This is a genomic window from Chitinophaga terrae (ex Kim and Jung 2007), from assembly GCF_900107795.1.
In the GTDB taxonomy this organism is placed as follows: domain Bacteria; phylum Bacteroidota; class Bacteroidia; order Chitinophagales; family Chitinophagaceae; genus Chitinophaga; species Chitinophaga terrae.
This window is the reverse complement of sequence record NZ_FNRL01000013.1, coordinates 56293-80480: the sequence shown is the minus strand read 5'-3', so window position 1 is coordinate 80480 and position 24188 is coordinate 56293. Positions and strand designations below refer to the sequence as shown.

The 24188-nt window shown below is 45.2% G+C and carries 20 protein-coding genes; 5 read left to right on the top strand and 15 right to left on the bottom strand.

The genetic code is table 11. The annotated features are described in order from the left end of the window. Window positions 1-70 precede the first annotated feature (70 nt). The gene (locus tag BLV62_RS15235; RefSeq protein WP_089762824.1) at window positions 71-1243 is read right to left on the bottom strand and encodes a class I SAM-dependent rRNA methyltransferase; all 1173 of its coding nucleotides are present in this window, start codon (window positions 1241-1243) and stop codon (window positions 71-73) included. Window positions 1244-1395: 152 nt separating this feature from the next. Between BLV62_RS15235 and BLV62_RS15230 the strand changes: the two genes are divergently transcribed. The 3 genes from BLV62_RS15230 (at window position 1396) to BLV62_RS15220 (ending at window position 4360) form a co-directional block, all read left to right on the top strand. Further along, window positions 1396-1968: a nucleotide exchange factor GrpE gene (locus BLV62_RS15230; RefSeq protein WP_225889677.1), complete on the top strand. Its 573-nt coding sequence runs from the start codon at window positions 1396-1398 to the stop codon at window positions 1966-1968. A 114-nt stretch (window positions 1969-2082) separates the two neighbouring features. After that, the gene (gene dnaJ, locus BLV62_RS15225; RefSeq protein ID WP_089762823.1) at window positions 2083-3240 is read left to right on the top strand and encodes a molecular chaperone DnaJ; all 1158 of its coding nucleotides are present in this window, start codon (window positions 2083-2085) and stop codon (window positions 3238-3240) included. 178 nt (window positions 3241-3418) lie between these two features. After that, window positions 3419-4360 (top strand): class I SAM-dependent methyltransferase, encoded by a 942-nt coding sequence (locus tag BLV62_RS15220; RefSeq protein ID WP_225889678.1) that lies wholly within the window; start codon window positions 3419-3421, stop codon window positions 4358-4360. Window positions 4361-4362: 2 nt separating this feature from the next. Here the strand turns inward: BLV62_RS15220 and BLV62_RS15215 are convergent, their stop codons facing one another. From BLV62_RS15215 to BLV62_RS15160, 12 genes are all read right to left on the bottom strand, one after another. Continuing rightward, complete coding sequence (locus tag BLV62_RS15215) at window positions 4363-6126, bottom strand: YfbK domain-containing protein (RefSeq protein WP_089762822.1); 1764 nt, start codon at window positions 6124-6126, stop codon at window positions 4363-4365. Between the two features lie 120 nt (window positions 6127-6246). Next, window positions 6247-6627: a hypothetical protein gene (locus BLV62_RS15210; protein ID WP_089762821.1), complete on the bottom strand. Its 381-nt coding sequence runs from the start codon at window positions 6625-6627 to the stop codon at window positions 6247-6249. Window positions 6628-6634: 7 nt separating this feature from the next. After that, window positions 6635-6847: a hypothetical protein gene (locus BLV62_RS15205; RefSeq protein ID WP_089762820.1), complete on the bottom strand. Its 213-nt coding sequence runs from the start codon at window positions 6845-6847 to the stop codon at window positions 6635-6637. Between the two features lie 225 nt (window positions 6848-7072). Further along, window positions 7073-7609: a hypoxanthine phosphoribosyltransferase gene (hpt, locus tag BLV62_RS15200; RefSeq protein ID WP_089762819.1), complete on the bottom strand. Its 537-nt coding sequence runs from the start codon at window positions 7607-7609 to the stop codon at window positions 7073-7075. Between the two features lie 49 nt (window positions 7610-7658). Beyond that, the gene (locus BLV62_RS15195; RefSeq protein WP_089762818.1) at window positions 7659-9080 is read right to left on the bottom strand and encodes a glucosaminidase domain-containing protein; all 1422 of its coding nucleotides are present in this window, start codon (window positions 9078-9080) and stop codon (window positions 7659-7661) included. 24 nt (window positions 9081-9104) lie between these two features. Further along, window positions 9105-9746, bottom strand: coding sequence for an O-methyltransferase (locus tag BLV62_RS15190; RefSeq protein ID WP_089762817.1), 642 nt, complete (start codon window positions 9744-9746; stop codon window positions 9105-9107). A gap of 193 nt (window positions 9747-9939) precedes the next feature. Beyond that, on the bottom strand, window positions 9940-10638 hold the full coding sequence (locus BLV62_RS15185) for an LOG family protein (protein WP_089762816.1): 699 nt from the start codon (window positions 10636-10638) through the stop codon (window positions 9940-9942). A gap of 428 nt (window positions 10639-11066) precedes the next feature. Continuing rightward, a complete protein-coding gene (locus tag BLV62_RS15180; RefSeq protein ID WP_089762815.1) occupies window positions 11067-11654 on the bottom strand; it encodes a hypothetical protein in 588 nt (195 codons plus the stop codon). Between the two features lie 153 nt (window positions 11655-11807). Further along, window positions 11808-12830, bottom strand: coding sequence for a PorP/SprF family type IX secretion system membrane protein (locus tag BLV62_RS15175; protein WP_089762814.1), 1023 nt, complete (start codon window positions 12828-12830; stop codon window positions 11808-11810). 6 nt (window positions 12831-12836) lie between these two features. Further along, window positions 12837-16496 carry a DUF7948 domain-containing protein gene (locus BLV62_RS15170; protein ID WP_139170185.1) on the bottom strand — a complete coding sequence of 1220 codons (3660 nt, stop codon included), beginning with the start codon at window positions 16494-16496 and terminating at the stop codon, window positions 12837-12839. 179 nt (window positions 16497-16675) lie between these two features. Further along, complete coding sequence (recG, locus tag BLV62_RS15165; protein WP_258522431.1) at window positions 16676-18847, bottom strand: ATP-dependent DNA helicase RecG; 2172 nt, start codon at window positions 18845-18847, stop codon at window positions 16676-16678. A 36-nt stretch (window positions 18848-18883) separates the two neighbouring features. Then, the gene (locus BLV62_RS15160; RefSeq protein ID WP_089762812.1) at window positions 18884-20209 is read right to left on the bottom strand and encodes a citrate (Si)-synthase, eukaryotic; all 1326 of its coding nucleotides are present in this window, start codon (window positions 20207-20209) and stop codon (window positions 18884-18886) included. 240 nt (window positions 20210-20449) lie between these two features. Here BLV62_RS15160 and BLV62_RS28335 point away from each other — a divergent pair, with 240 nt between their 5' ends. Beyond that, the gene (locus BLV62_RS28335; protein WP_168928046.1) at window positions 20450-20623 is read left to right on the top strand and encodes a hypothetical protein; all 174 of its coding nucleotides are present in this window, start codon (window positions 20450-20452) and stop codon (window positions 20621-20623) included. Here the strand turns inward: BLV62_RS28335 and BLV62_RS15155 are convergent. Both BLV62_RS15155 and tgt read right to left on the bottom strand, forming a co-directional pair. Then, the gene (locus BLV62_RS15155) at window positions 20602-21684 is read right to left on the bottom strand and encodes an LptF/LptG family permease (RefSeq protein WP_089762811.1); all 1083 of its coding nucleotides are present in this window, start codon (window positions 21682-21684) and stop codon (window positions 20602-20604) included. The two genes, BLV62_RS28335 and BLV62_RS15155, sit on opposite strands and share 22 nt — an antisense overlap. Window positions 21685-21715: 31 nt before the next feature. Then, window positions 21716-22846, bottom strand: coding sequence for a tRNA guanosine(34) transglycosylase Tgt (tgt, locus tag BLV62_RS15150; RefSeq protein WP_089762810.1), 1131 nt, complete (start codon window positions 22844-22846; stop codon window positions 21716-21718). Window positions 22847-23013: 167 nt separating this feature from the next. Here tgt and BLV62_RS15145 point away from each other — a divergent pair, with 167 nt between their 5' ends. After that, window positions 23014-24150 carry a glycosyltransferase gene (locus tag BLV62_RS15145; RefSeq protein WP_089762809.1) on the top strand — a complete coding sequence of 379 codons (1137 nt, stop codon included), beginning with the start codon at window positions 23014-23016 and terminating at the stop codon, window positions 24148-24150. Window positions 24151-24188 lie beyond the last annotated feature (38 nt).

The window sequence follows — 24188 nt, the reverse complement described above, 5'->3', positions numbered from 1 at the left end:
GTGGTATAGGTTAAACAAATAATCTTGTAATAGGGCAATACAGAACAGCCGGGTTAAGGCTGTTCTGATATCAAGATACTTCCACTATAAGAAATTTCAAATAAGTAGTATTGTCAATATTGCGAAGAATAGGATGGTCCTGGGCCTGGGATTGGAAAGTTACCTGCTTTAATCTTTTCTTGGCATCTCTTGCCGCCGCATCAATTGTTTGCAGGAACAGTTCGGGGTTTACGAGGTTGGTGCAGGAAGCCGTCACCAGGAACCCGCCTGGCTTCAGAAGTTTCATACCACGAAGATTGATCTCCTTATACCCTGCTACCGCCTTCTGGATATTTTCACGGCTCTTGGTAAAGGCCGGCGGGTCCAGCATTACTACATCAAATTTCTTTTCTTCTTTCGTCCACTGTTTCAACTGGTCGAAAGCGTTGATGGCTTCGAACTTGCAGATATCGTCGAGGCCATTCAGGGTAGCGTTGCGGCGGGCGGTTTGAATAGCCGTTTCTGAAATATCCAGTCCCAGTACCTTTTTAGCGCCGTAATATCCTGCGTGGCAGGAGAAAGTACCTGTGTAACAGAATGCTTCCAGTACATCGGCTCCTTTCACGATATTCCTGATCTCGCGGCGATTGTCCTGCTGATCAAGGAAGTAGCCTGTTTTCTGGCCGTTTACAATATCCACATGGAACTTCAGTCCATTTTCGTTGATGATGATATTGGTATCGAAAGGCGCGCTCAGGAAGCCTTTCTGTTGTTGCATGCCTTCCAGCTCGCGTACCGGAACATCGTTGCGTTCATAGATGCCTTTAGGTTGGAAAATACGGTTCAGTGCAGCAACAATTGCATCTTTCCATCTTTCTATCCCCAACGCCATCGTCTGAATAACGAAATAGTCATTGAACTTATCTATTACGAGGGCGGGCAGATCGTCCGCTTCTCCAAACACCAGCCGGCAGTTTTCAACATATCCTATTTTCTGCCGGTATTGCCAGCATTTAAGGATACGTTGATAGAAGAATTCATCGTTAATGATCTCGTTGCGGTCGCGGGTGAGAATACGCACGAGGATCTGGGATTGAGGATTGATATACCCCTTACCCACGAAAATACCTTTATGTGTGAAAACTTCAACTATATCGCCAGGGGTTACATCGCCTTTAATTTCGGCTACTTCGTTACCAAAAACCCAGGGATGCCCTAACAGAACCCTGTTTTGTATTTGTTTCTTTAAAAAAACTTTCGTCATTACCTACTGATTCGAAGCGGCAAAGTTCCCACTTTATTTTGGGATTTTATGTATTATTCAGGCAAGCGGGCGCCAATCCTGCCTTTTTGTCGGCAAACCGCCTGTTGGCAAAGAAATTGACTGCTAGGAGGTGCAGACAATTATTACTTATTATGACAGAAAACGAAAAAGACATGCAGACAAACGGTCAGGCTACCAACGGCGAAAACGAAAAAAGCAGACCGGCAGAAGACATGAGCAATAGTTCTAATGCTAGTAATGAGTCAGGTGAAGCTGGTGAATTGGAGAAAAAAGAACAGGAAATAAACGAATTGCGTGATAAATATCTGAGATTGCAGGCAGAGTTCGATAACTATCGTAAGCGTACAGCAAAGGAAAAGGTAGAACTGCTGCAAACAGCGGGTAAAGAAGTTATCTTATCTTTGCTCGACGTTTTAGACGATAGCGACAGAGCTTTAAAGCAATTAGAAAATACTACTGATATTGAGGCTGTTAAAGATGGTGTTAAATTAGTATTTAACAAGCTGAAAAACACCCTGCAAGCCAAAGGACTTAAGCCAATGGAGAGTTTAGATACTCCGTTTGATCCGGATCTGCATGATGCGATCACTGAAATCCCTGCTCCTACTCCGGAACAGTCAGGAAAAGTAGTAGATGTACTGCAACCAGGATATTACCTGAATGACAAATTGATCCGTCATGCTAAGGTAATTGTGGGCAAATAAAATGACGATGTGGCATAACCTCTAACTTTATGGCCTATGCCTATTGCTGACGTAAAACAATATTTTTTACAGATAAAAGCTGGCGCCTGGCGCCAGTTATAAGCAATTTTTATAATGTCTACCAAGCGAGATTATTACGAAATACTGGTTGTTTCCAAAACCGCCTCTCAGGATGAGATAAAAAAAGCTTATCGCAAGGTGGCTATGCAATACCATCCCGACCGCAACCCTAATAATAAAGAGGCGGAAGAAAAGTTCAAAGAAGCCGCCGAAGCATACGAAGTATTGAGCGATCCTGAAAAAAGAGCGCAATACGACCGCTTTGGCCATGCTGGCATGAATGGCAACCGTGGTGGGTACGGTGGTGGTATGAACATGGAAGACATCTTCAGCAACTTCGGGGATATTTTCGGGAACGACGATATCTTCGGAAGTTTCTTCGGTGGTGGTGGCCGTGGCGGCAACCGCCGGGGCAGAGGTACACGCGGTTCCAACCTTCGCGTGAAGATCCGCCTTACCTACGAAGAAATAGCTAAAGGCGCCAATAAAAAGATCAAAGTAAAAAAATATGTTCCCTGCCAACACTGCGGCGGCCTCGGAGCAAAAGATAAAAATGCCTTCCAGACATGTAATACCTGTGGCGGCTCCGGCCAGGTAAGAAAGGTTACCCAAACCTTCCTGGGCCAGATGCAAACAGTAACTACCTGTCCTACCTGTAACGGCGAAGGCCAGATCGTAACCAGCAAATGTACCCACTGTAAAGGTGAAGGACGTATGTATGGCGAAGAAACCGTAAGCATCGATATCCCGGCAGGCGTACAGGAAGGCATGCAGTTAAGCATGAGCGGCAAAGGTAACGCCGGCGAAAGAGGCGGCGCACCTGGCGACCTCCTTATCCTCATAGAAGAGGAACCGCATCCGGAATTACAACGCGATGGCCTGAACGTTGCCTACGATCTGTACATCTCCTTCCCGGACGCCGTTTATGGAACCTCCCTGGAAGTGCCGACCATCGACGGTAAAGCGAAGATCAAAATACCGGCAGGCACGCAAAGCGGTAAGATCTTCCGCCTGAAAGGTAAAGGATTCCCTTCCGTAAACTCTTACGAGAAAGGCGATCAACTGATCCATGTAAATGTATGGACGCCACAAAACCTTACCTCAGAAGAAAAAGCAATGCTCGACAAAATGCAATCTTCTGAAAACTTCAAACCTAATCCTGAAAAATCAGAGAAAGGTTTCTTTGAAAAAGTAAGAGATATCTTTAGTTAATATTGCTCGCAAAGCAGCAAAGGAAGGCAAAGAAGCATAAGATTTTTGTTAAGAAGAGTAAGAAAGCAAAGTGCGATTATATTTTAATAATCAATGCTTCTTTGCTTTCTTAAAATTCTATTAAAAACATCTTATGCTTCTTTGCCTTCTTGGCAACTTTGCGCGAAACCTCACGCCCATGGATGCTAAAATGCAAATGTTCGAGAATAGGTTAACAAAAGTTTTCCGTCATATTTCCAAATCTGCACGTCGCCAACATATTACCTGCTACCGGGTATATGACGACGACATTCCCGAATTCCCCTTTAGCATCGAGATATATGAAGACCACGCCTATATTGCTGAATACAGCCGCAAACATGGGATGGATGACGAAGCGCACGAAGCCTGGCTCGACAACTGCCTTGAACTGATCAGCAAAATATTGGAGATACCGCCCAGCAATATCTGGGTTAAACAACGGCAGCGTAAAGAAAACCGTCAAAGCCAATACGAAAAGCTCAGTGCAGAAAGCCATATCCTTACAGCCCACGAAGCTGGCTTAAACTTCAAGGTTAACCTTTCCGACTACCTGGATACAGGGCTTTTCCTTGATCACAGGATCACGAGGGGAATGGTGAGAAATGAAGCTGAAGGCAAAAAAGTGCTGAACCTGTTCTGCTATACCGGGTCTTTTTCCGTATACGCAGCCGCAGGAGGAGCGGCAGAAGTAACCAGTGTAGACCTCTCTAAAACCTACCTGGCCTGGGCTGAGGAGAATATGCACCTGAATGGTTTTAAAGGACCTCAATATATCTACGAACATGCTGATGTATTGCAATACCTGGATAACCTGAAAATAAATACTTACGACCTGGTGATCATGGACCCTCCTACATTCTCCAACAGCAAAAGAATGAAGGATTTCCTGGATATACAGCGCGATCATGTTACCCTGCTCAATAAGGTATTAATGGCTACCAAAAAAGGCGGCATAGTCTATTTCAGTAACAATTACAGGAGGTTTGTATTGGATACAGAGAATATAGAAGCAAGCAGCATCAAGGATATTACCGCTCAAACCCTGCCTTTCGACTTCCAGCAGAAACTGATCCGTAAATGTTATAAGCTGGTTAAGTAAAACTATTTCTTTCGTTTATTCACCAGCTTCAGAAGTTTCAGGAATTCCTGCCTGTAACCTCCCGGATCTTCTCCCCTGGCCTTTTCAGCGATCTGCTGAACCATAGCCATATTACCATCGCCGAGGTATGCAGATTGGCGAAGTATCATTCCAAATAACGCTACAGCCGCAGCAAAACGGTGATCGTCTGATGCTGAGGCAAAGGCCTGCATATTGTTCCCAATACTGGCAGCGAGTTCACATATCGCAGTATCTGCAGGCAACCTGTATTTAATCTGAACACTGGCCAGCGAATCACTTTTCCCCGCAGCAGGTATTATTTCATACATCACTACTGCACAATGCCCGCTTCCGATTATGCCGCCACCGTATACTTTATGAATGGTACTGTCGGCCGGCAATACTTTATTCTCATAACCAATAAGCCTATACGATCTTACTGCATCCGGATTGAAGTTCACTGTAGCTTGCACATCCCTGGCAACAGTAAACATGGTACCGCCAAATTCATGGGCAAATATCTTGCTTGCCTCTTCCAGGTTATCTATATACGCGAAGTTGCCATTTCCTTTCCGGGAAAGGATTTGCAACTTGGAGTCCTTGTAATTCTTCATACCAAATCCCAAACAGGTGAGCAGCACTCCGCTCTCTTTCTGTTCGGAGATCAATGCTTCCATTTCTTCATCGGTAGACTGGCCTACGTTAAAATCGCCGTCTGTTGCCAGTATTACACGGTTGTTGCCATTAGCTACATACTGTTCTGCTGCAATCTTATAAGCCATTTTTATGGCCGCTTCACCGGCTGTGGAACCGCCGGTCTTTAAATTATCGATCGCGTTAAGGATCTTATCTTTCTGGTCGCCGGGCGTAGAAGGCAGTACAAGTCCGGGTTTCCCGGCGTAAGCCACAATCGCTACTTTATCTACCGGTCGCAGATTATTGGTTAATATCCTGAATGCTGCCTGTAATAACGATAGTTTGGCTGGTGCACCCATAGAGCCTGAAACGTCTATCAGGAATACGAGGTTGCTGGGAGGCAAAGCAGATGCATCCAACACCATTGCACTGATAGCTATTTCCAGCAACCTGTGACCAGGCGCCCAGGGACAATCGGTGTATTGACTATAAACTTTCAATGGTTGCGTGCCTGTGGGTGGCGGATACTGGTAATGAAAGTAGTTGATCATCTCTTCTACCCTGACTGCGTCAGGCGGAACAGATTCTTTCTGTTTCAGGAATCTCCTGATGTTGCTATAGGCTGCCCTGTCTACATCTACGGCAAACGTAGATGAGGGCTGTTTCCATGTTTTTGTAAAAGGGTTCTCATATAATACCCCGTATGTTTCATTATAAAAAGAATGTGTTCCTATAGCATTGTTGCCATAGTAAGGATTGCTGTTTTCAAGTATCCTTGCTTTGGCCTTGGCTATCTTAACCGGGTCGCCGCCGGGCTGCAGCGGACCCAGGGCCACTAATGGCTTATCTTTAGCTTTAACAGCCAGTATTTTTGATTGGTATTGCGGATGGGTGATTAACAGGTTGCCGCTGGCATGGGGCATTTCAATGCTGAATAAACCATAAGCATTGGTTACTGTCCGGTACCTGATAGCATGTGAAGTATCTGCAGCGTTATCATTTATTACCCAGACTACGGCGCCTGGGATGGGGTGATGTGTAATACTATCTTCTACTGCGCCAGCAATCCATACTGTTTGTGCTGCCAGTTTTCCACCTGCCAGAAGTATAAGCAAGAAGAATAATCGCATACTTTAAGATACTGAATTTCTTGCAAAGAAGATGATTTCTCAAAGTAAGGTAAATAGAAATATTACCTATCGCCTGACTTTAGTTATTAAATTGTTTAGTAATAAGCCGCATGCCTGCTTTTACGATTCTATAGTAGCTTTATAATACTGTGAAGCCAGTTTCACCGACGACATCTTCGTTTCCTCAACGATCTGGCGCAGTATAACTTTATTCTCCTCACTGAATGTAGAATCGTTTAGTAGCACCTCAACTTGTTCTATTAACTTATTCCTGGATTTTTTCACTCTAAACATCTTTACTGAAAAAGACACTTCCGGAGAGAAAAAATTCCAGATATATTTAATGAATAACGCAAATGCAGGAGCCAAAATTAATAACCAAGACTTAAATTCATTTTCGTCTGATAGGTTCTGGGCTAACTTTACAAGTAACATTCCTCCGCCTGCTCCTGCAATACTGTCTGTATTGGCAGAGGATACCTGGGGTTTAACTTTTTCCAAGTGTCAATTATTTGTACTCCGATAAAACAGTCAAAAACCGGATCATTGCTTCTATATCTTTCTTTTCTAAATCCAGTTCAACAATTTCCCCGCTTTTACTTTTAATCCTTAACTTTTTAGGGTTGTAAAAAAGAGCTTTTATAAACTGGGAAACAGGAGATAATATTGCTGCGAAAAAAGCTACAGCAATGATAATTGTAGTGATGTTATCAACTGTCATAACGCTATATTTTTTTACCAGACGTGAAAATAAATCATTAGATAACTCAAATGCAGATTCTTAATAGATTTTTTTGAGGAGATTTAAGGGTCTTTATTAGTCTTTAATTCATCGTTTCAAAAAGATAAGCACACCTAATCAATGAGATAACATAACGCAAAGAGGCGAAAATGATTTAAGTCATTTTCGCCTCTTTGTTCTATTATCTTCTTTTGTTTTCCAATACTACTCTTCCAACTGGTAGATCTCCGGCAGGTTCCTTCCTAACCCATCATAATCCAATCCATAACCCAGAAGGAATTTATTAGGAACAGAGAACCCAAGATAATCTATCTTAATTGGATGCGTAACGGCATCCGGCTTCGTCAGTAAAGCAGTAACAAGCAATTTCTTAGGTTGCTGGTGCTCCAGCTGTGGCAGGAACATGCTCAACGTTTTTCCCGAGTCAATAATATCTTCCAGGATCACCACTGTACGACCGAAGAGATCTTCATCCAACCCGATCGCCGTAATAACATTACCGGTTGATTTAGTTCCTTTGTATGATGCAAGTTTTACAAAAGAAATCTCAGCCTCTATAGAGATATGTTTGAACATCTCTGCTGCAAACATAAACGAGCCATTCAGAATGGCAATGAATAAAGGGCGCTCTCCTTCAAGATCCTTACTGATCTGTTCTCCCATCTCTTTCACCCGCTGCGTTATTTCCGCAGCGCTGATATAGGGTTTAAATCGCTTGTCATGCACCTGGATCACTGACATAATACTTCTACTTTTCCTTATTTAACAATTATCAGCGAAAAAAGATCGCCTATTTATTAACCACCAGCCGTTGTCCGATCTTGATATCGAAATTCTCGAGGTTATTCCATTGCTGTAACTGGGTTACAGATTTATTATACATTTTAGCTATTCCATAAAGTGTTTCCTTAGGCTGCACGTCATGGTATTTCACCGGGTTTCCTGCTGCCGGTTTCGGAGCAGGGGCCGGAGCTGGAGGCGGGGTTGTTTTTGGGGTTGAAGACGTGGTAACTGTACCCGCTTTCTTCAGATCCTCGATCATTGCAACCGGTATTCCACCTGGCGCCTCGGCTGCTGGTTTGGTTGTTTCCCTTGCCGGAGGAGGCGTAGCCGCTTTCGCTATTTCTTCTTTCGCATCTTCCACTACCTCTGCAACACTGGAAGGAGGTTCTTTGTCCTCTTCCCTGATAACCCTTGTATTTTTTGAGAGTGCAGGCGCGCTTTTCGCGAACCCGTCGAGCGTCAGGCGCTGACCTGCGGCTGGTTCTTCTCCTTCGTTCATTTTATTACGACGGCGCAGCCATCTCAGTTGTATTCCTTCTGCCTGTGCTACGCTGTGCATGGTTTCACCATTTGCCACGCTATGAAATTCTTTCGCTCCCTTCTTGCTTTTTTTCTCCAGGAAGATGATCATATCAGCGGCAAGTGAATTATCATTATCCAGGTCGTTATACTTAACCAGCTTGCGAAGCTTCTTATTATACTGGTTGGCCAGTTGAATCAATGAAGCCCCGGCTTTGGCATAAATCGCCTTGCGTCCGTTGATCTCGAAGATGCCTTTCGGGTAACTGGTTGCTTTAGCCGTTCCGGAGGAGCTGCGGGAAGGAGCAGATGAAGAAGGCCTGGTTTCCCTGGGCGCAGCTTCTGCATAAGTATCCGTACCCGGAAACGCATCTGATGGCGCTTTGATCTTACCCATAGCGATCAGCGAGTATTGCTGCAGGTTATAATCTTCGATCACCTTAATAAGTTGCTGGGGATAGGTTTTATTGGTAGCATATCCCGCCTGTTTCAGACCATAGGCCCAGGATTTATAATCGTCGCCATCGAACTGGAACAGGAATGCGTAACGTGGATTGCTTCTCAGGAAATCCGAGTGATCGCGGTACGAATCACGGGCGGATTCATATACGCGGAAACATTCCTGCGCTTCATCATCGTCGTATTTAATGGTTTTACCGGTCCAGGTATTTTTACATTTGATACCGAAGTGGTTATTTGACTGCAAACACAATGTACCGTTGCCAGATTGCGTTTCAACAATACCCTGCGCCAGTTTAATGGCAGCGGGAACGCCTGTACGGCGCATTTCCTCAATGGCTAAGTTTCTATAGGTAGCAATGTACTGTTGCGTAGTGATCTTCTGCGCAAACAAAACGTTCACAAAGCCAATAAGAAAACAGGTCAGTAACAAGAATTTTCTTACTTGCATGTATGTATGGATTTAATGGGCGTATTATTTTTTCCGGATTACCAGCAATCCATCCCTGATGGTCAGCAATACCTGTTCTGCACGGTCATCTGCCAATACTTTCTCACAGAACTTCACCATTGCTTTAGCCTGCCGCCCCTGTTGTTCTTCCGGGTCAAGTACCTGACCATGGTATAGTACATTATCTGCCAGGATAATGGCTCCCGGCCGGAGTTTTTCCCATACCATATCATAATATTGTTCGTAACCTGCTTTATCGGCGTCGATAAACACCAGGTCGAAAGTTTCATCTAAAGAACTGATAACATCGGCTGCTTTCCCGATATGCATTTTAATTCGGTCTTTGTTCCCCGTAGCCTCAAAATATCTGCGGCACATGGTTTCCAGCTCTTCATCAATATCTACTGTATGCAGGATCCCACCGGGGGCCAGTCCTTCAGCCAGGCAGATGGCCGAATAGCCTGTGTAAGTGCCCAGCTCCAGTATTCGTTGAGGCCTGACCATATGGCTGATCATACTCAACAGGCGGCCCTGAACGTGGCCGCTCAACATGTGCGGCTGTTCTACCTTTAGGTGTGTTTCCCTGTTCAGTTGGTAAAGTAACTGGCTTTCAGGGCTGGTATACTTTTCCGAAAATGCCTCAACAGCTGCTGGTACAAGCTCCATACATTATAAAATTTATGCAAAGCTAGGGATAAAGCGGGAAAGCATAAAGCTTACGGTTATTAAAATAAGAAAGCTATCGCCGGGAATAATATATCTATAAACGTTACAGGCATGGATTTTATTCTTTCGTTTGGCCTGAAACGTTGATATACTGTAAGTTCCGGGATAGCTTCCTGAAAAAGATTACCAGTTATCAGAAATTTGGTCTGAGCTTATTGGTGGTGTAGAATACCCTGAAATACTCCACTACTTCGTCGGCAGTATCAAACAGCTGCAATAATCCCAGGTCTTCCGGGTTAATATTACTTTCTTTCTCCATCATTACATTACGGATCCATTCCAGCAATCCTGACCAGTATTCCCTGCCTACCAATACAAGCGGCGTTTCCTCCATTTTACGGGTCTGGATAAGGGTAGCTACTTCAAAAAATTCGTCCATCGTTCCAAATCCCCCCGGCATCATCACAAATCCCTGTGAGTATTTGGTGAACATTACTTTACGAACAAAAAAGTAGTCGAAATTGAGATTGTTTTCCGGATCGATGTAATCGTTGGGCCGCTGCTCATGCGGCAGGGTAATGTTGGCGCCTACTGATTTGCCGTGTGCGCTCTGTGCGCCTTTGTTGGAGGCTTCCATGATACCGGGTCCTCCGCCGGTGATGATCCCGAATCCCTCTTCTGCCAGTTTAGTGGCTATTTCCTGGGCCAGGTTGTAATACCTGCTGCCTGGTTTCGTACGTGCAGAACCGAATATAGAGATACAAGGGCCTATTTTAGCTAATTTTTCAAATCCATCAACGAACTCCGCCATTATCTTAAAGATCTGCCAACTACTGTGCGCGCGCGTCTCTGTCCAGTCCCTTTCCTTTAAATTTTTAATACTGCTGTTCATGCGAATACTTTTTTGTTTATCTCCACACCTGAATAATATACGGTGCAATAAGCTGTAAGTTAAAATAATTGGCTAACAGTGGGATGCAATAAACAAAAAAAGCAGGTAACTATAAAGGAACCCGCTTTCCATTTAACACGTTATGAACGTGCAGCGTCGCTGATAAAGCATCGCTGCAGAAAACGTTGCTAATGTTGGCAATGACCAATAAATAATACGCTGGTAATATCTTTAGAAAGCCTGATACTATCGTTTTGGTCGCTATTGAATATTAATTTATATATAATTCTTTCAATAACCTAATTTATCTTGTATACGTTCCCGTTATCTCCCTCGTCAGGCAAAAGAAGGGTTATCCCGGCGCCTCGCGACCCGTTTACTATCGTCAGGCTCTCCTGGGGTGAGCATACCTGGTTGCCCGTTGCATGCTAAAAACCCAGGCCCGCGCCTACCCTATATACCACGTTGTTGCGGTAAGGCGACCTCGCATCCTGGATAACATCGTACAAAATTGAAATTCCTATACCCACCCGGCCACCGATGCCCTGGGTATAACCAGCGCCAACCAATAAACTTGGTACGCTGTAATTGGTCTTATAAGTGGTTTTCTGGCCGGCGCCATTGTAATAGGTACTGGATTGATTGATGAAGTTATTTTCGGGTTGAATGTGTACGAATAAAACCGGTATCGGGTATACCCGGCCCCACACGCCGGCGCCAAAGATGGTGTATTTATCCCGCTGAATGGTATTATCGTTAATATCTCTGAGCCTGTAGCTACCGTATTGACCATTAATGTTGATACCTGCGGCTATATAGTCGTTAAAGCGATAACCAACAATGGGTGAGATATCAAGATTGGTATAGTCTCCGAATACGGCGCCTAAAGACCCTCCGATGATCAGGCGGCTCTTATCAAATCCTCCCCTTCTAAGCGTATCAGCGCTTTTATAGTATTGTGCATTTGCCAGGTGAACAGCGAGGATAAACAAAAGGCTGAGGAATATACGTTTCATATTAGCTATAAATATTTCTAGTTATACTGACCAGGCAACTATCTGTTTTACGTTGCTTCCGGGTTCAAATATCTGTTTATTTATGTTAAAAATATGATTAAAAATTCTATTGATAATTTCCGGGAACGACGTTGTTTAGTCAACAATCCCGGGTTAGAAAGAAGGACAGATGGTAGACCTTCTCGCATGGGAAAAAGTTAAGTTCTGGTACAGGCCTGTGTAAACCAAACCCAGCTCGTATGCCCCCCTGCGGTTGTTTGCAGCCGCCAGGTTGGAAGTAGTGATATCGTAGTTAAACATCAGCTTGAACTGTTGCAGCTGGTACCCCACAAGGAATATAGCTGCGTCATTGGCCCTGTAATAAAGTCCGCCGAATAACTGTTGCACCCCATCGCCGGATAAATTGTAAGCAGCGTTAGCTCCCAACATCAACTCCTTCGCCCCTGCCTGCCTCGCATAATAGCCGCCTGGATTCAGAATAACCTTATCGCTCATTTTAATGCTTGCATTCAGGAAGCCAATATAACGGCGGGGGACAACGTTGTTGCCTTCAAAGAAGGTTTCCCTGGGAGTATTAATGTGTTGCACAGAGAAGCCTACATTCACATAAATATTGTCGTTAGGGAAATACGCATAGTTCATACCGGCCTGCAGATCGAAATAATTCACACTGCTTTGCGTGATCAGTTCTCCTGTAGGGATCTGTGAATCGAAGAACTTGCCGTTCCACTGGTCCGCAAACAGGAGTTTGGACATATCAACTCTTTTGCCTGCCGATCCGGCGTTGAACCCGAGTGATAACAAACTGCTGAAACCTAACAGCTGGTGATAGGCGATAGAACCATAAGCCTTCGTAGAAGTCAGGTTGCCTGCACCCGCCACATCTCTCAGGATCATACCTCCAATCCCTACCCATCCATATTCCAGGCGGTCCCTGAATAACTGGAAATCGCCGAATGCCGACATGGTTCTGTAAGGAACGGGAATTGAAGACCACTGGTCACGGTAATTGATACCAATCCGGTAGTTGCCATCCGGGATAAAACCGGTATTAGCGGGGTTAGTTGTCAATGGCGAATTAAAAAACTGTGAGAAATGGAGGTCCTGTCCTGAACTTTCCATCGCAACAACACACAAAATTGCCAGACAAGTGAATAATTTAGCAATCTGATTCATGGCTCATCATCTTAACAAGGTTACACTTCCGGTTTTGCTGGCTTTGGTACCATCCGTAAATTCAAGATTTACAACATAAGCATATGCATCCATCGGCTGCAGATTCCCTTTATATGTTCCATCCCATCCGATTCGTGGATCAGAACTTTCAAAAACCATTTGTCCCCAGCGATTAAAAATTTTCAGATTGAATTTGGTGGCGCCAAAAGCTTTAACGTAGAATATATTGTTTTTACCCGTAGGCGCAAATGCATTAGGTACATCATACAATGGTACTACTATTGCACTTACTTCCTTACAGGTTGTTTCACTGCAACCCGCTTCATTCACTCCCGTCAGGCACACATGGTAAGTACCTGTTCTCAGGTATTGGTGAGAAGGATCTACCTGGCTGGAAGTATCTCCATCTCCGAAATCCCACAGGTACTTCGTTGCACCGATTGACGTATTCACGAACTGCACCGGCGTATTCTCGACAGGCTTAAGCGGCGAATATTCAAAATCCACGATTGGAGGATCCATTACCACTACGTGCTTCACAATTGTATCTTCCTTGTTGCAGGTGTTAGGATCCAGTACTACTAACGTAACTGTGTGGTTGCCCGAATCATCGAACTTATGTATCGGGTAAGGATCATTGGATTTCTGGCCGTTATCACTGAATGTCCATTCAAATGTTTCACCACCCAGCGAGGTATTTTCCATCTGTATTTCAGTACCTCTACATAATGTATCAGGCAGGTTAAACCTTGCTTCTACGTTAATGGCCACTCTCAGCTGCCTGGTAATAGTCTGGGGAGCGTTACAGAAATTAGTATCTACCAGTGTGAGCGTAGTTGTATAAGTACCTGCATTCTGATAATAATGGAAAATAGGGAAGGCGTCGATACCTGTATAAAGCGGCGCCGTACCATCTCCAAAATCGAGTATGAACGAACTGTCCTTAAACTGGTCGGCTGGTGTAGAAAGATTGGTGAACATGTATTTCAGACTGTCGCAAGGGTCCTGACGTTTAGCGTCAAAAACCAGGTCGGCCCGGTTAGTGCCAAGTTTCACGTCTATATATGCGGTATCGGAACCGTTACAACTGCTGGGATCGAATTTTACGACCATCACCCGCCATGTCCCTACTTTTGTAAAGGGGTGAGTAATGGTATCTAATTCTGGCCCTCCTTTTACTACTTGTACATCCGGCGTGCCGTAGTTAAAATGCCATTCATAAGCTGTTCCCGGAGCTGTTCCCGGCAAACGGGTAGTATCTACAAAAGTGATATTTTCCGGTACGCAATAGTTCTTTCTCCTGTCGAGGGTTTTAACGCCAACCTTTACGCCATCCAGGTTGAAAGCAATTTTCAACCCGCCGAAGTTACACGACATCGGGGGAGTGCTGGAATAGGCGCCCGGAGTAGTGGGATACCGGGGTTTGTACCCGCTTGGGTCTATATTACACCAGGCGCAAATACCCTGGTAAATAATACCGTTCCTGTCGAACCGGCTCGTTCCTCCATCAACGTGCTCATAAAGCCCGTTTCCTCCAAAATAAGAACCATATAACGGTGCAGAACCATCCCGCTGCAACACGAAGAAGTAAAAGTCTTTACCATCAGTGCTCTTTTGCAATGCATCATCCGATGCAAACATGCCGGCGGTAGAGGAGTTATCATATCTTAACTGGGTATTGATGCCGCCTCCCCAACCGGAAACATACACGTTTTCGCACCTGTCGACCAGGAAAGCGGTGGGAGAAATATTAGGTGCGGAAACTACCGATTTACTTCTTCCAAAAGTGGTTGAATAAACGAAGTCTGAAAGATCTGGTTGCAGTTTCGCGATAAACTGCAACCCGTTTCCATTATAATAACGGGGGTTCACCAGCTTTATAGGCCAGTTACCATTGGTTGTTCCCATTACATATACAAACCCGTTCTTATCCAGCTGCACGCCGTAGACCTGGTCGGCCGCCCTGTTGTCGGCCCCCAGGAAAGTAGATTGCAAAATAGTTTTTCCGTCGTTGGAAATATGCGCTACGAAGCCATCACATTCGCCTCCGCGGTAATCAGGATAAATAACCTTGCCTTTTATAGGGAAATCATCGCTCATTGTTCCACCAGCTACGTATAAGGTGTTAAGGCCATTCAGTGCAATCACGTAAGCGGCATCGTTGGCTTTTCCTCCCAGGTAACTGGCCCAGACCAATGCCCGGCAAAGCGGGTTGATCTTCATGATCACTCCATCCTGTCCGCCTGCCAGCTTTGGCTGAAACTGGCCGGCAGTACGGGGAAAGTCGTCAGAGTTTGTACTACTTGCCACGTAAATATAGCCGGCATTATCTATTACTACTTCGCTCCTGGCGTCATCTCCATAATTTCTTAACAGGCCAGAAGTCCCTCTTTCCCTGTTCTCGTCGGTATTCACTCCATCATTATTGCTGCCTGCAATGATCAGGCTTCCTATGATGCCGCTTCCCAGGGCGTTCAGTTTGGTAACGGCAATATCCCATCCGCCTCTTGTTCCTTCCACATTATCGGCCGGGTAATCGCCACTGTTGGTACGACCGGAGATCACCAGGTTACCTTGCGGGTCTACAAACAAACTATGTGGTTGCTCTAACCCGCTGCCGCCTATAAAAGTGGCATATATAAGACGGGTACCATTGGGATTGAACTTGGAAATAGCAATATCGAACTTTCCCCCGCCAAAAGCGCTTTGTACGGCGCCGGTAGTTACAGGATAAGAACCGCCAAACACAATACCTCCTCCGTAGAAATTACCTGCGTCGTCGTAGGTTGCGGTAAATCCCCAGTTATCGGACCGGGAGCCCGAAACGGTAGAAAATACATATACGGGGTCAATAACCAGGGGATAAGCCCTGTTATACTCGCCCGATACCTTGAAACCCAACCTGGTTCCATTCAGCTTGTAACTCACTTTTACGGGTACACGCTGATTATTAATGTACTGGTAGGCGTAAGGCAGTTGTTCTATTACATCGCCTACGGTCGTGTGTACATATAACTGGCCTTTCTTTATTTCCATGCCTGTTGTTCCGTCGTACTGCAACTGGATATCATCCGGATTAGCGCCCGGGTGAATGATCAGGTCATATTTCAGTTGAGACGCTTCAGAATATACATGTGCATCGATCCCTTTGTAAATGTTATTGTAGTTGATGCTTTGATAGGATTTAACATTGGTGGCCCATTTAGAACGGTCGTTTCCAATGAAGTAGTTGCTGATCCCTTCCTGTTCCTTGTCGGTGGTTATAGCTACCTGCTGGTTGGCATTGAGGAAATTTACCCGGTAGGCATGTCCGCGTACTTCAGGGAAAGATTTGGAAACGGGTTCGGCTGGTTTGGAGCCCGGCGCTGAACCGTTGCGTGGGATATAGATAGTATCTCCGCGGTGTGAGTGCCCGTGGATCCGGTCATTTAAGTTATACAGGTCATCTTTGTTCAGTACCAGGAAAGTAAAAGCGGTTTTTTCCAAGTATACTTCCGCAGCTCCCATTTCAGCTTTATACAATACTGGTTTATCCCATTGCCCTTTGTTTTCAACGAAATTCAATGGCGTGTAGTTCACGTATTGATTTTGAGCCTGGACGAGTGTACAGGGCAACAAAAGATAAATGAGCATTCCAATAAGGCCGGTCGGGAGAGTAAATTTCAACGGGATCAAATTTAATTTTAAACTTAAATAACAATATACCACTTATAAACGCAGCAACCATATAAATTGTTACGCCTGCAAAGTCAATTAAGCCAAACTCATTGTGCGGGGAGCCGCTGGTCAGAACTGCTAAAGATATAGCTGTTTCGACTCACATCAATTAATAAACGTAAAAAGTATCAGGAAATTTTACTCCATAAAGATTTACTTCTCTGGGAAGCCAGGAAATCTTTTAGTCCTTGATTTTCAGGGAGAATCAGGTCGGGGTCTTTGTCCAGGATCTTTTCGGCGCTGGCCCTGGCGGCGTCTAAAACCGGTTTATCGGCAACGATATCGGCCAGTTTGAAATCCAGGACGCCGCTTTGACGGGTTCCTTCAATATCGCCGGGTCCGCGGAGTTCCATATCTTTTTCGGAGATAATGAACCCATCATTGGTTTGCACCATTACGTTTATACGTTCTTTTGAATCCTGGCTTAGTTTATTGCCTGTCATGAGGATACAGAAAGATTGTTCGGCGCCCCGGCCTACCCGGCCCCGAAGCTGGTGAAGCTGTGACAGGCCGAAGCGTTCGGTGCTTTCTATCACCATCACGGAGGCGTTAGGAACGTTAACTCCTACTTCAATCACAGTGGTAGCGACCATGATCTGGGTATCGCCGGTCACGAACCGCTGCATGTTTGCCTGCCGCTGTTCGGCAGGTTGGCGGCCATGCACCATGCTGATATAGAATTTGGGTTCAGGGAAGAAGGCTTTTACTTCTTCATAACCTTTCATAAGGTTTTCATAATCCAGCTTTTCAGAATCCTCGATCAACGGGTAAACGATATATGCCTGCCGGCCCTTGCTCAATTCCTCCTTAATGAAATTCATCACCTGTGGGCGCTGCCATTCGGTACGGTGAACAGTGGTGATAGGTTTACGGCCCGGCGGAAGTTCATCGATCACGGAAACATCCAGGTCGCCGTAAATGGTCATGGCCAGTGTTCTTGGGATAGGCGTTGCCGTCATAACCAGGATATGAGGCGGGATATCGTTCTTTTCCCAAAGGCGGGCCCGCTGGGCAACGCCGAAACGGTGTTGTTCGTCAACGATGGCCAGGCCAAGGTTTTTGAACACCACTTCCTTTTCCAGCAAGGCATGGGTGCCTACCAGGATATCTACCGTGCCGTTGGCTACGTTTTCCAGTATCTGCCGCCTTGCCTTTCCCTTGATGCTGCCGGTAAGCAATGCTACGTTAACGTCCATAGGCGCCATCAACTCGGCAATGCTTTTATAGTGTTGCTGGGAAAGTATTTCGGTAGGGGCCATTAAACAGGCCTGGAAGCCGTTATCTTTTGCCAGCAGCATAGATAGCAATGCGACCATGGTTTTCCCGCTTCCAACATCTCCCTGTACCAGGCGGTTCATTTGCCGGCCATGCAACGTATCGTTCCTGATCTCTTTCAATACGCGTTTCTGTGCGCCGGTTAAAGAGAACGGCAGGTGATGGTTATAAAATTCGTTGAACGATTTTCCTACTGCATTGAAAATATAACCATGCGAATGTTGCTGGCGTTTCATTTTCAGCCGGCAAATGCGGATCTGGGAAATAAACAGCTCTTCGAATTTCAGCCTGCGTTGGGCCTGCCGGGCATCTTCTTCGCCGGTTGGAAGGTGTATCTTGAAATAGGCCATCGACCTGGGCATCAGCCGGTATTGCTGCAGGATGTCGGGCGGGATGTTTTCCCTGATCTCCAGCGGCGACATCTGCTCAAGCAGGTTCCGGGTCAGTTTTCCTATAGCCTTTGCCGTTAGTCCCCTGGCTTTTAATTTTTCAGTAGTATAGTAAACAGGTTCCAGGAACTGTTTTCCTGTTGCGATCTCTTCGGTCAGCAGGTCCATTTCGGGGTGCGCCAGCTGGGTAACGCCGTTGAATACGGAGATCCGGCCGTATACCAGGTAGCCGACGTTTTCGCGCAACGATTTCTGCATCCATTGCCATCCCTGGAACCATACCAGGTCAATGGAGCCGCTTTCGTCTTTAAAGGTAGCTACCAGACGTTTGGATCTTCCTTCTCCCATTACTGCCATATTGATGATCCTTCCGCGTATCTGCACATAATCTTCATACCCGCTCAGATCAGCTATCCTGTCGATGCGCGTACGGTCTACATACCTGAAAGGAAAATACTGCAGCAGGTCGCCGAATGTAAATATCTTCAGCTCCTTTCTCAGCAATTCTCCCTTCTGGGGTCCTACCCCTTTCAGGTATTCTATGGGATTGGATAATATGGCGGTAAATGTTGAGATACCTAAAAATTTTGATGAAAGACAAAAATAAAAAAAAGGCAAATGGTAAAATTCTACCACTTACCTTTTTTAGTAAAAAACAATTATAACTATTAACTATTCTGTTACTGCGTCGACTTTGCCTTCTACAAATTGCTTCATCCATTCTGTAGTCACAGATTTCGGACGTTCGATAGAAAGGCCCAGCGCCCTGTCCCAGCAGAGGGATGCAAGTACGCCCAGTGCACGGGAAACGCCGAACAATACAGTGTAGAATTCGTATTCTACCAACCCGTAATGTACCAGTAATGCGCCGGAATGTGCGTCTACATTTGGCCAGGGGTTCTTCACCTTGCCTAATTCCTGTAAAATTGGAGGAACAGTTTCATAAACAGTCCATACGATCTTCACCAGTTCATCATTTGGCAGATGCTTTTTAGCAAATTCCATCTGGGCGGTAAAGCGTGGATCTGTTTTACGTAAAACGGCATGACCATAACCCGGTACTACTTTACCTTCGGCCAGGGTTTTACGAACATAAGCTTCTATCTGTTCTTTAGTTGGAGAACCGCCGCCTAATTCTTCCCGCATCTGCAGTATCCATTTGATCACTTCCTGGTTGGCGAGTCCATGTAACGGACCAGCCAGACCATTCATTCCTGCGGCGAACGAGAGGTAAGCGTCACTTAACGCAGAACCTACAAGATGAGTGGTATGAGCGCTTACGTTACCACCTTCGTGATCTGCATGGATCACCATGTATAAACGCATCAGTTCAGCAAAACCCGGATCGGAGAAACCCAACATATGGGCAAAGTTGCCTGCCCAGTCGAGCATCCCGTTAGGTTGAATATGCTGGCCATTTTTATATTTGCGACGATAGATATAAGCTGCAATGCGGGGCAGACGCGCTATGAGATTCATTGTATCTTCATAGGTGTAGCTCCAGTAATCTTTTTTATTGATCCCGTCTGCATACGCTTTTGCAAAAGAAGATTCTGTTTGCAAAGCCATGATACCAACGGTGAACATGGTCATAGGGTGAGTAGAGATCGGCAACGCATCAATAGCATCAAAAACGTGATTAGGTACATGAGAGCGGCGGCCCCACATGCTGGAAATGTATTGTACATCTGCTTCTGTAGGCAATTCACCTATCAGCATCAGATGAAAAATACCTTCCGGAAGAGGTTCTGCACCACCAGGCACTTTCGGCAAATGCTCCCTTAACTCTGGAATAGAATATCCGCGAAAACGAATCCCTTCATTAGCATCCAACAGGGAAGTTTCAGTCACCAGGCCGGTAATTCCACGCATTCCCTGATACACCTGTCCTACTGTCACTTCTTCAATTTTCTTGGTTCCATGATTCTTGATCATGTCTTTTACTTCGACGTTAAGTTCATCTGCTTTACTCTTGAACTTCTCTTTTATATACCCCATTTTACAGCTATTGTTATTAATGAAATCAAAAACGATCAATAGCCAAAAGTAACGATTTGTTAACGAAGTTGCTACCCCTGGCCACTATTTAATGTCAAATTAACAGCAGAAATTGATGATACATTCATTCATTCACTACAAAAAGCACCTAAATTTTACACATAGAAATCATTCATATACGAATAAAAAATAAATGACATTTAAACGGACGTTAAAGAAATGTAAATTTTTCAGAACGAATTGAAAATTTTGAAAGAAAAATTTGAAGCCTGGTTGCGAAGAGATATTTATAAGCCCGGGGAAGAAGCAATGAATTTAAATGCAGAAGCGGCCCGGAAGCTGCAAAACAGTGATGACAACCGCTTTGCAGCTCCCGGGCCGCTTCAGAAAATTTATTTAGGCGCTTTCTTGTAAAGATAAAGCGCTACTCCGCCGAAAATAATATTGGGTATCCAGACCGCCAGAAGCGGGTTCAGGTCTGCTTTTACAGAGAATACTGTAGCAAATTGCAGGAATATGATATAGCTGGCACTGATAACAATACCTAAGGCCAGGTGAAGCCCACTTCCTCCCCTCACTTTCTTGGCAGCAATGATACCGCCGATAAGCGTCAGGATCACGACGGCAAACGCAGAGGCAGTACGCCGGTAATATTCTACCCGGTAAGTGTTCAATCCTTCAGAACCCCGTATCTCTTCCCGTGCGATATACCTTCGCAGGTCAGGGGTGGTCATGGCCTCCTGCAGGTTCTTCTCTTCTATCAGGTCTTTCGGCACAAGTGGGATCTTCAGGAGCGTGTCCTGCTTCGAGACCCAGGTTTCCTTCAATCCATTCATGGTACGAAAAGAAATGAAATCCAGTTTCCACTTTTGAGTGGCGGTATCCCAGGAAATACGGTCTGCCTTTAACTTGGAAGTCATCTGTTGCTTATCTACCGTAAACAGTTCAAAAGAGCTTCCTGTTTTGTAGTTAGGATCATAAGTACCGAAAGATACATAGGCGAAGCTGTCGATACGCAATAGCTTATTGTACTGCGACCGCTGATCTTCGTGGTTATGCAGGTATTTATTCTCAAACGAGGTCCTGATACGGTTGGCATTTGGTACAACCCAGAAATTGGCCAGCCAGAGAACACCCCCGAACAGGAAAGCGCCTATCCAGTAAGCCCTGAGAAACCTGGCAAAGCTCACGCCTGAACTTAAAATGGCGATGATCTCGGACCGGTAAGCCATTTTAGAAGTAAAGAAGATAACAGATAAGAATATGAACAGGGGGAATAAAAGCGCCAGGATATGCGGGATAAACCCGAAGTAGTAATCCACTACGATTTCGCGTAGCGACAGATGGTTTTTCATGAAGTCGTCTACCTTCTCCGTGACATCTATCACAACAGAAATCAACAGGAATATCATCAGGGAATAAATGAATGTTCCTATCAGCTTTCTTAAAATGTACCAATCTATTTTAGTGATCATATGATCCCAAAGATATTAGATTATTTTATAGTTAGAGGCGCGTCTTCAACTGGTTCACCATGCTGGCTTTCCAGCTGGCAAAGGTGCCCTGCAGGATCTGTTTCCTGGCTTCGGTGACCAGTTCCAGGTAAAAGGCAAGGTTGTGAATACTCGCTAAAGTCATACCTAAAATTTCGCCGGCCACGAAAAGATGGCGGAGATAAGCTTTGGTATAATCGCGGGTTGCAAAACAGGCGCTGTGTTCATCGATCGGCGTGAAATCCGTCGCCCATTTTTTATTTTTGATATTGATAACCCCGTTCCAGGTGAATAACATCCCGTTACGCCCGTTGCGGGTAGGCATTACGCAGTCGAACATATCTACGCCCAGGGCAATATTTTCCAGGATATTCCATGGGGTACCCACGCCCATCAGGTAGCGGGGTTTCTCTGTGGGAAGGATCTCGCAAACCAGGCCGCACATTTCATACATCTCCTGTTCGGGTTCTCCTACGCTCAGCCCACCGATAGCGTTACCTGCACATCCCCTGCCTGCAATATATTCAGCCGAAGCCTTGCGCAGGTCTTTATATGTACTTCCCTGAACAATAGGGAATAACGTTTGTTCGTGCCCGTAAGCCGGCTGGGTATCTTTCAGGCGTTGGATGCAACGGTCCAGCCACCGATGGGTCAGGTCCATTGATTTGCGGGCATACCGGTATTCGGAAGGATAAGGCGGGCATTCGTCGAACGCCATAATAATATCGGCGCCGATCGTCCGCTGTATATCCATTACGTTTTCCGGTGTGAACAGGTGACGGGAACCGTCGATATGCGACTGGAATACCACTCCTTCTTCCTTGATCTTGCGGTTAGCCGCCAGGGAAAACACCTGGTACCCACCGCTATCTGTAAGGATAGGACGGTTCCAGCCATTAAATTTATGTAAACCGCCGGCTTTGGATAATACTTCCAGTCCGGGGCGGAGGTATAAATGATAGGTATTACCCAGGATGATCTGGGCCTGAACAGCGTCGCGCAATTGTTCCTGTGTAACAGCCTTCACACTGCCTACCGTTCCTACAGGCATAAAAATGGGCGTAGCTATTTCCCCATGGTCGGTTGTGATCTTCCCGGCCCGGGCTTTACTATGAGTATCGGTTGTTATGAGTTCAAAGTTCACACTTCAAGTTTTCAGGCGGCAAAGATATTGAATAGATTCCGGGATTCAGGTTATTTTCGTCATAAGATCAGGATGATTTTCCCTTTTTTAACCTCCTTTTAAGAGTATATCAAAAATGATCTAATTCTTTTTACAGATAACAAAAATTTTATATTTTTGCCAGCATTATGCTTGACCATCTAGGTGAAATTGCCTTATACTTTTTTGCTGCCGTAGCCGGAATCCAGATATTCTATTACCTTTTTATCTTTTCCCGGGTAGCGTTCTATAGACGTAAATTTGACCTGGACCAGATACCGGACGGGCCTTTTTCTGTTATCATCTGTGCAAAGGATGAAGAGCTGAACCTGCAGAAAAACCTGCCGGGCGTATTGCAACAGCGCTATCATCAGCACATGAAACCTGAATACGAAGTGATCGTGGTAAACGACAATTCGGAAGACGATACCAAATACTATCTCCAATCTATCGAGCCAGGTTATCCACACTACCGGCATATAGAAATAAAACAGGCTGCCAAATTCATCCCCGGTAAAAAATATCCTTTGTCTATTGGGCTTAAAGGTGCGCAGTACGACAAAGTATTACTGACAGATGCCGACTGTAAACCAGGAAGCACTTATTGGTTATCGTTAATGAGCCAGGGATTTTCGGGCGACAAAGAAATTGTGCTGGGATATGGCGCTTATCACAAAAAGCCGGGATTCCTGAATAAGGTGATCCGCTATGAAACTTTTTTCAGCGCGCTGCAACACCTCTCCTTTGCCATGAGCGGTATGCCTTATATGGGCGTTGGCCGTAACCTGGCGTATAAGCGTGACCTGTTCTTCAAACATAAAGGTTTTACCAGTCACCAGCACCTGGCAAGCGGCGACGACGACCTGTTTGTAAACATTGCCGCCACCCCCAGGAATGTTGGGGTAGTGATCAATAAACAGGCGTTTACTTATTCGGAACCTAAGCTGAGCTGGAAAAGCTGGTTCCAGCAAAAGACCAGGCATATGTCGACCGGTAAGCATTACCGCTTCGGGCATAAATTCGTTTTAGGCCTTTTCTCTCTGACCCATTTCCTTTTTTACCCCGCGTTTATATTCGGTCTTTTCTTCGCTCCCCCGATCTTATGGTATGTATTAGGCATATTTGGTTTTAAAGTATTGGTACAATCTGTCATTACTTTTGCTGCCATGAAAAAGCTGGATGAAAGCGACCTGTTTAAATTCAGCTGGTTGATGGATATATTCATGGTCTTCTATTATGTGATTTTCACCCCTGCCCTGCTGTTTAAATCCAAAAACAAGTGGTAATCACTTAAAAAGAGGGGAATACTGGTTACTTTTGCGGC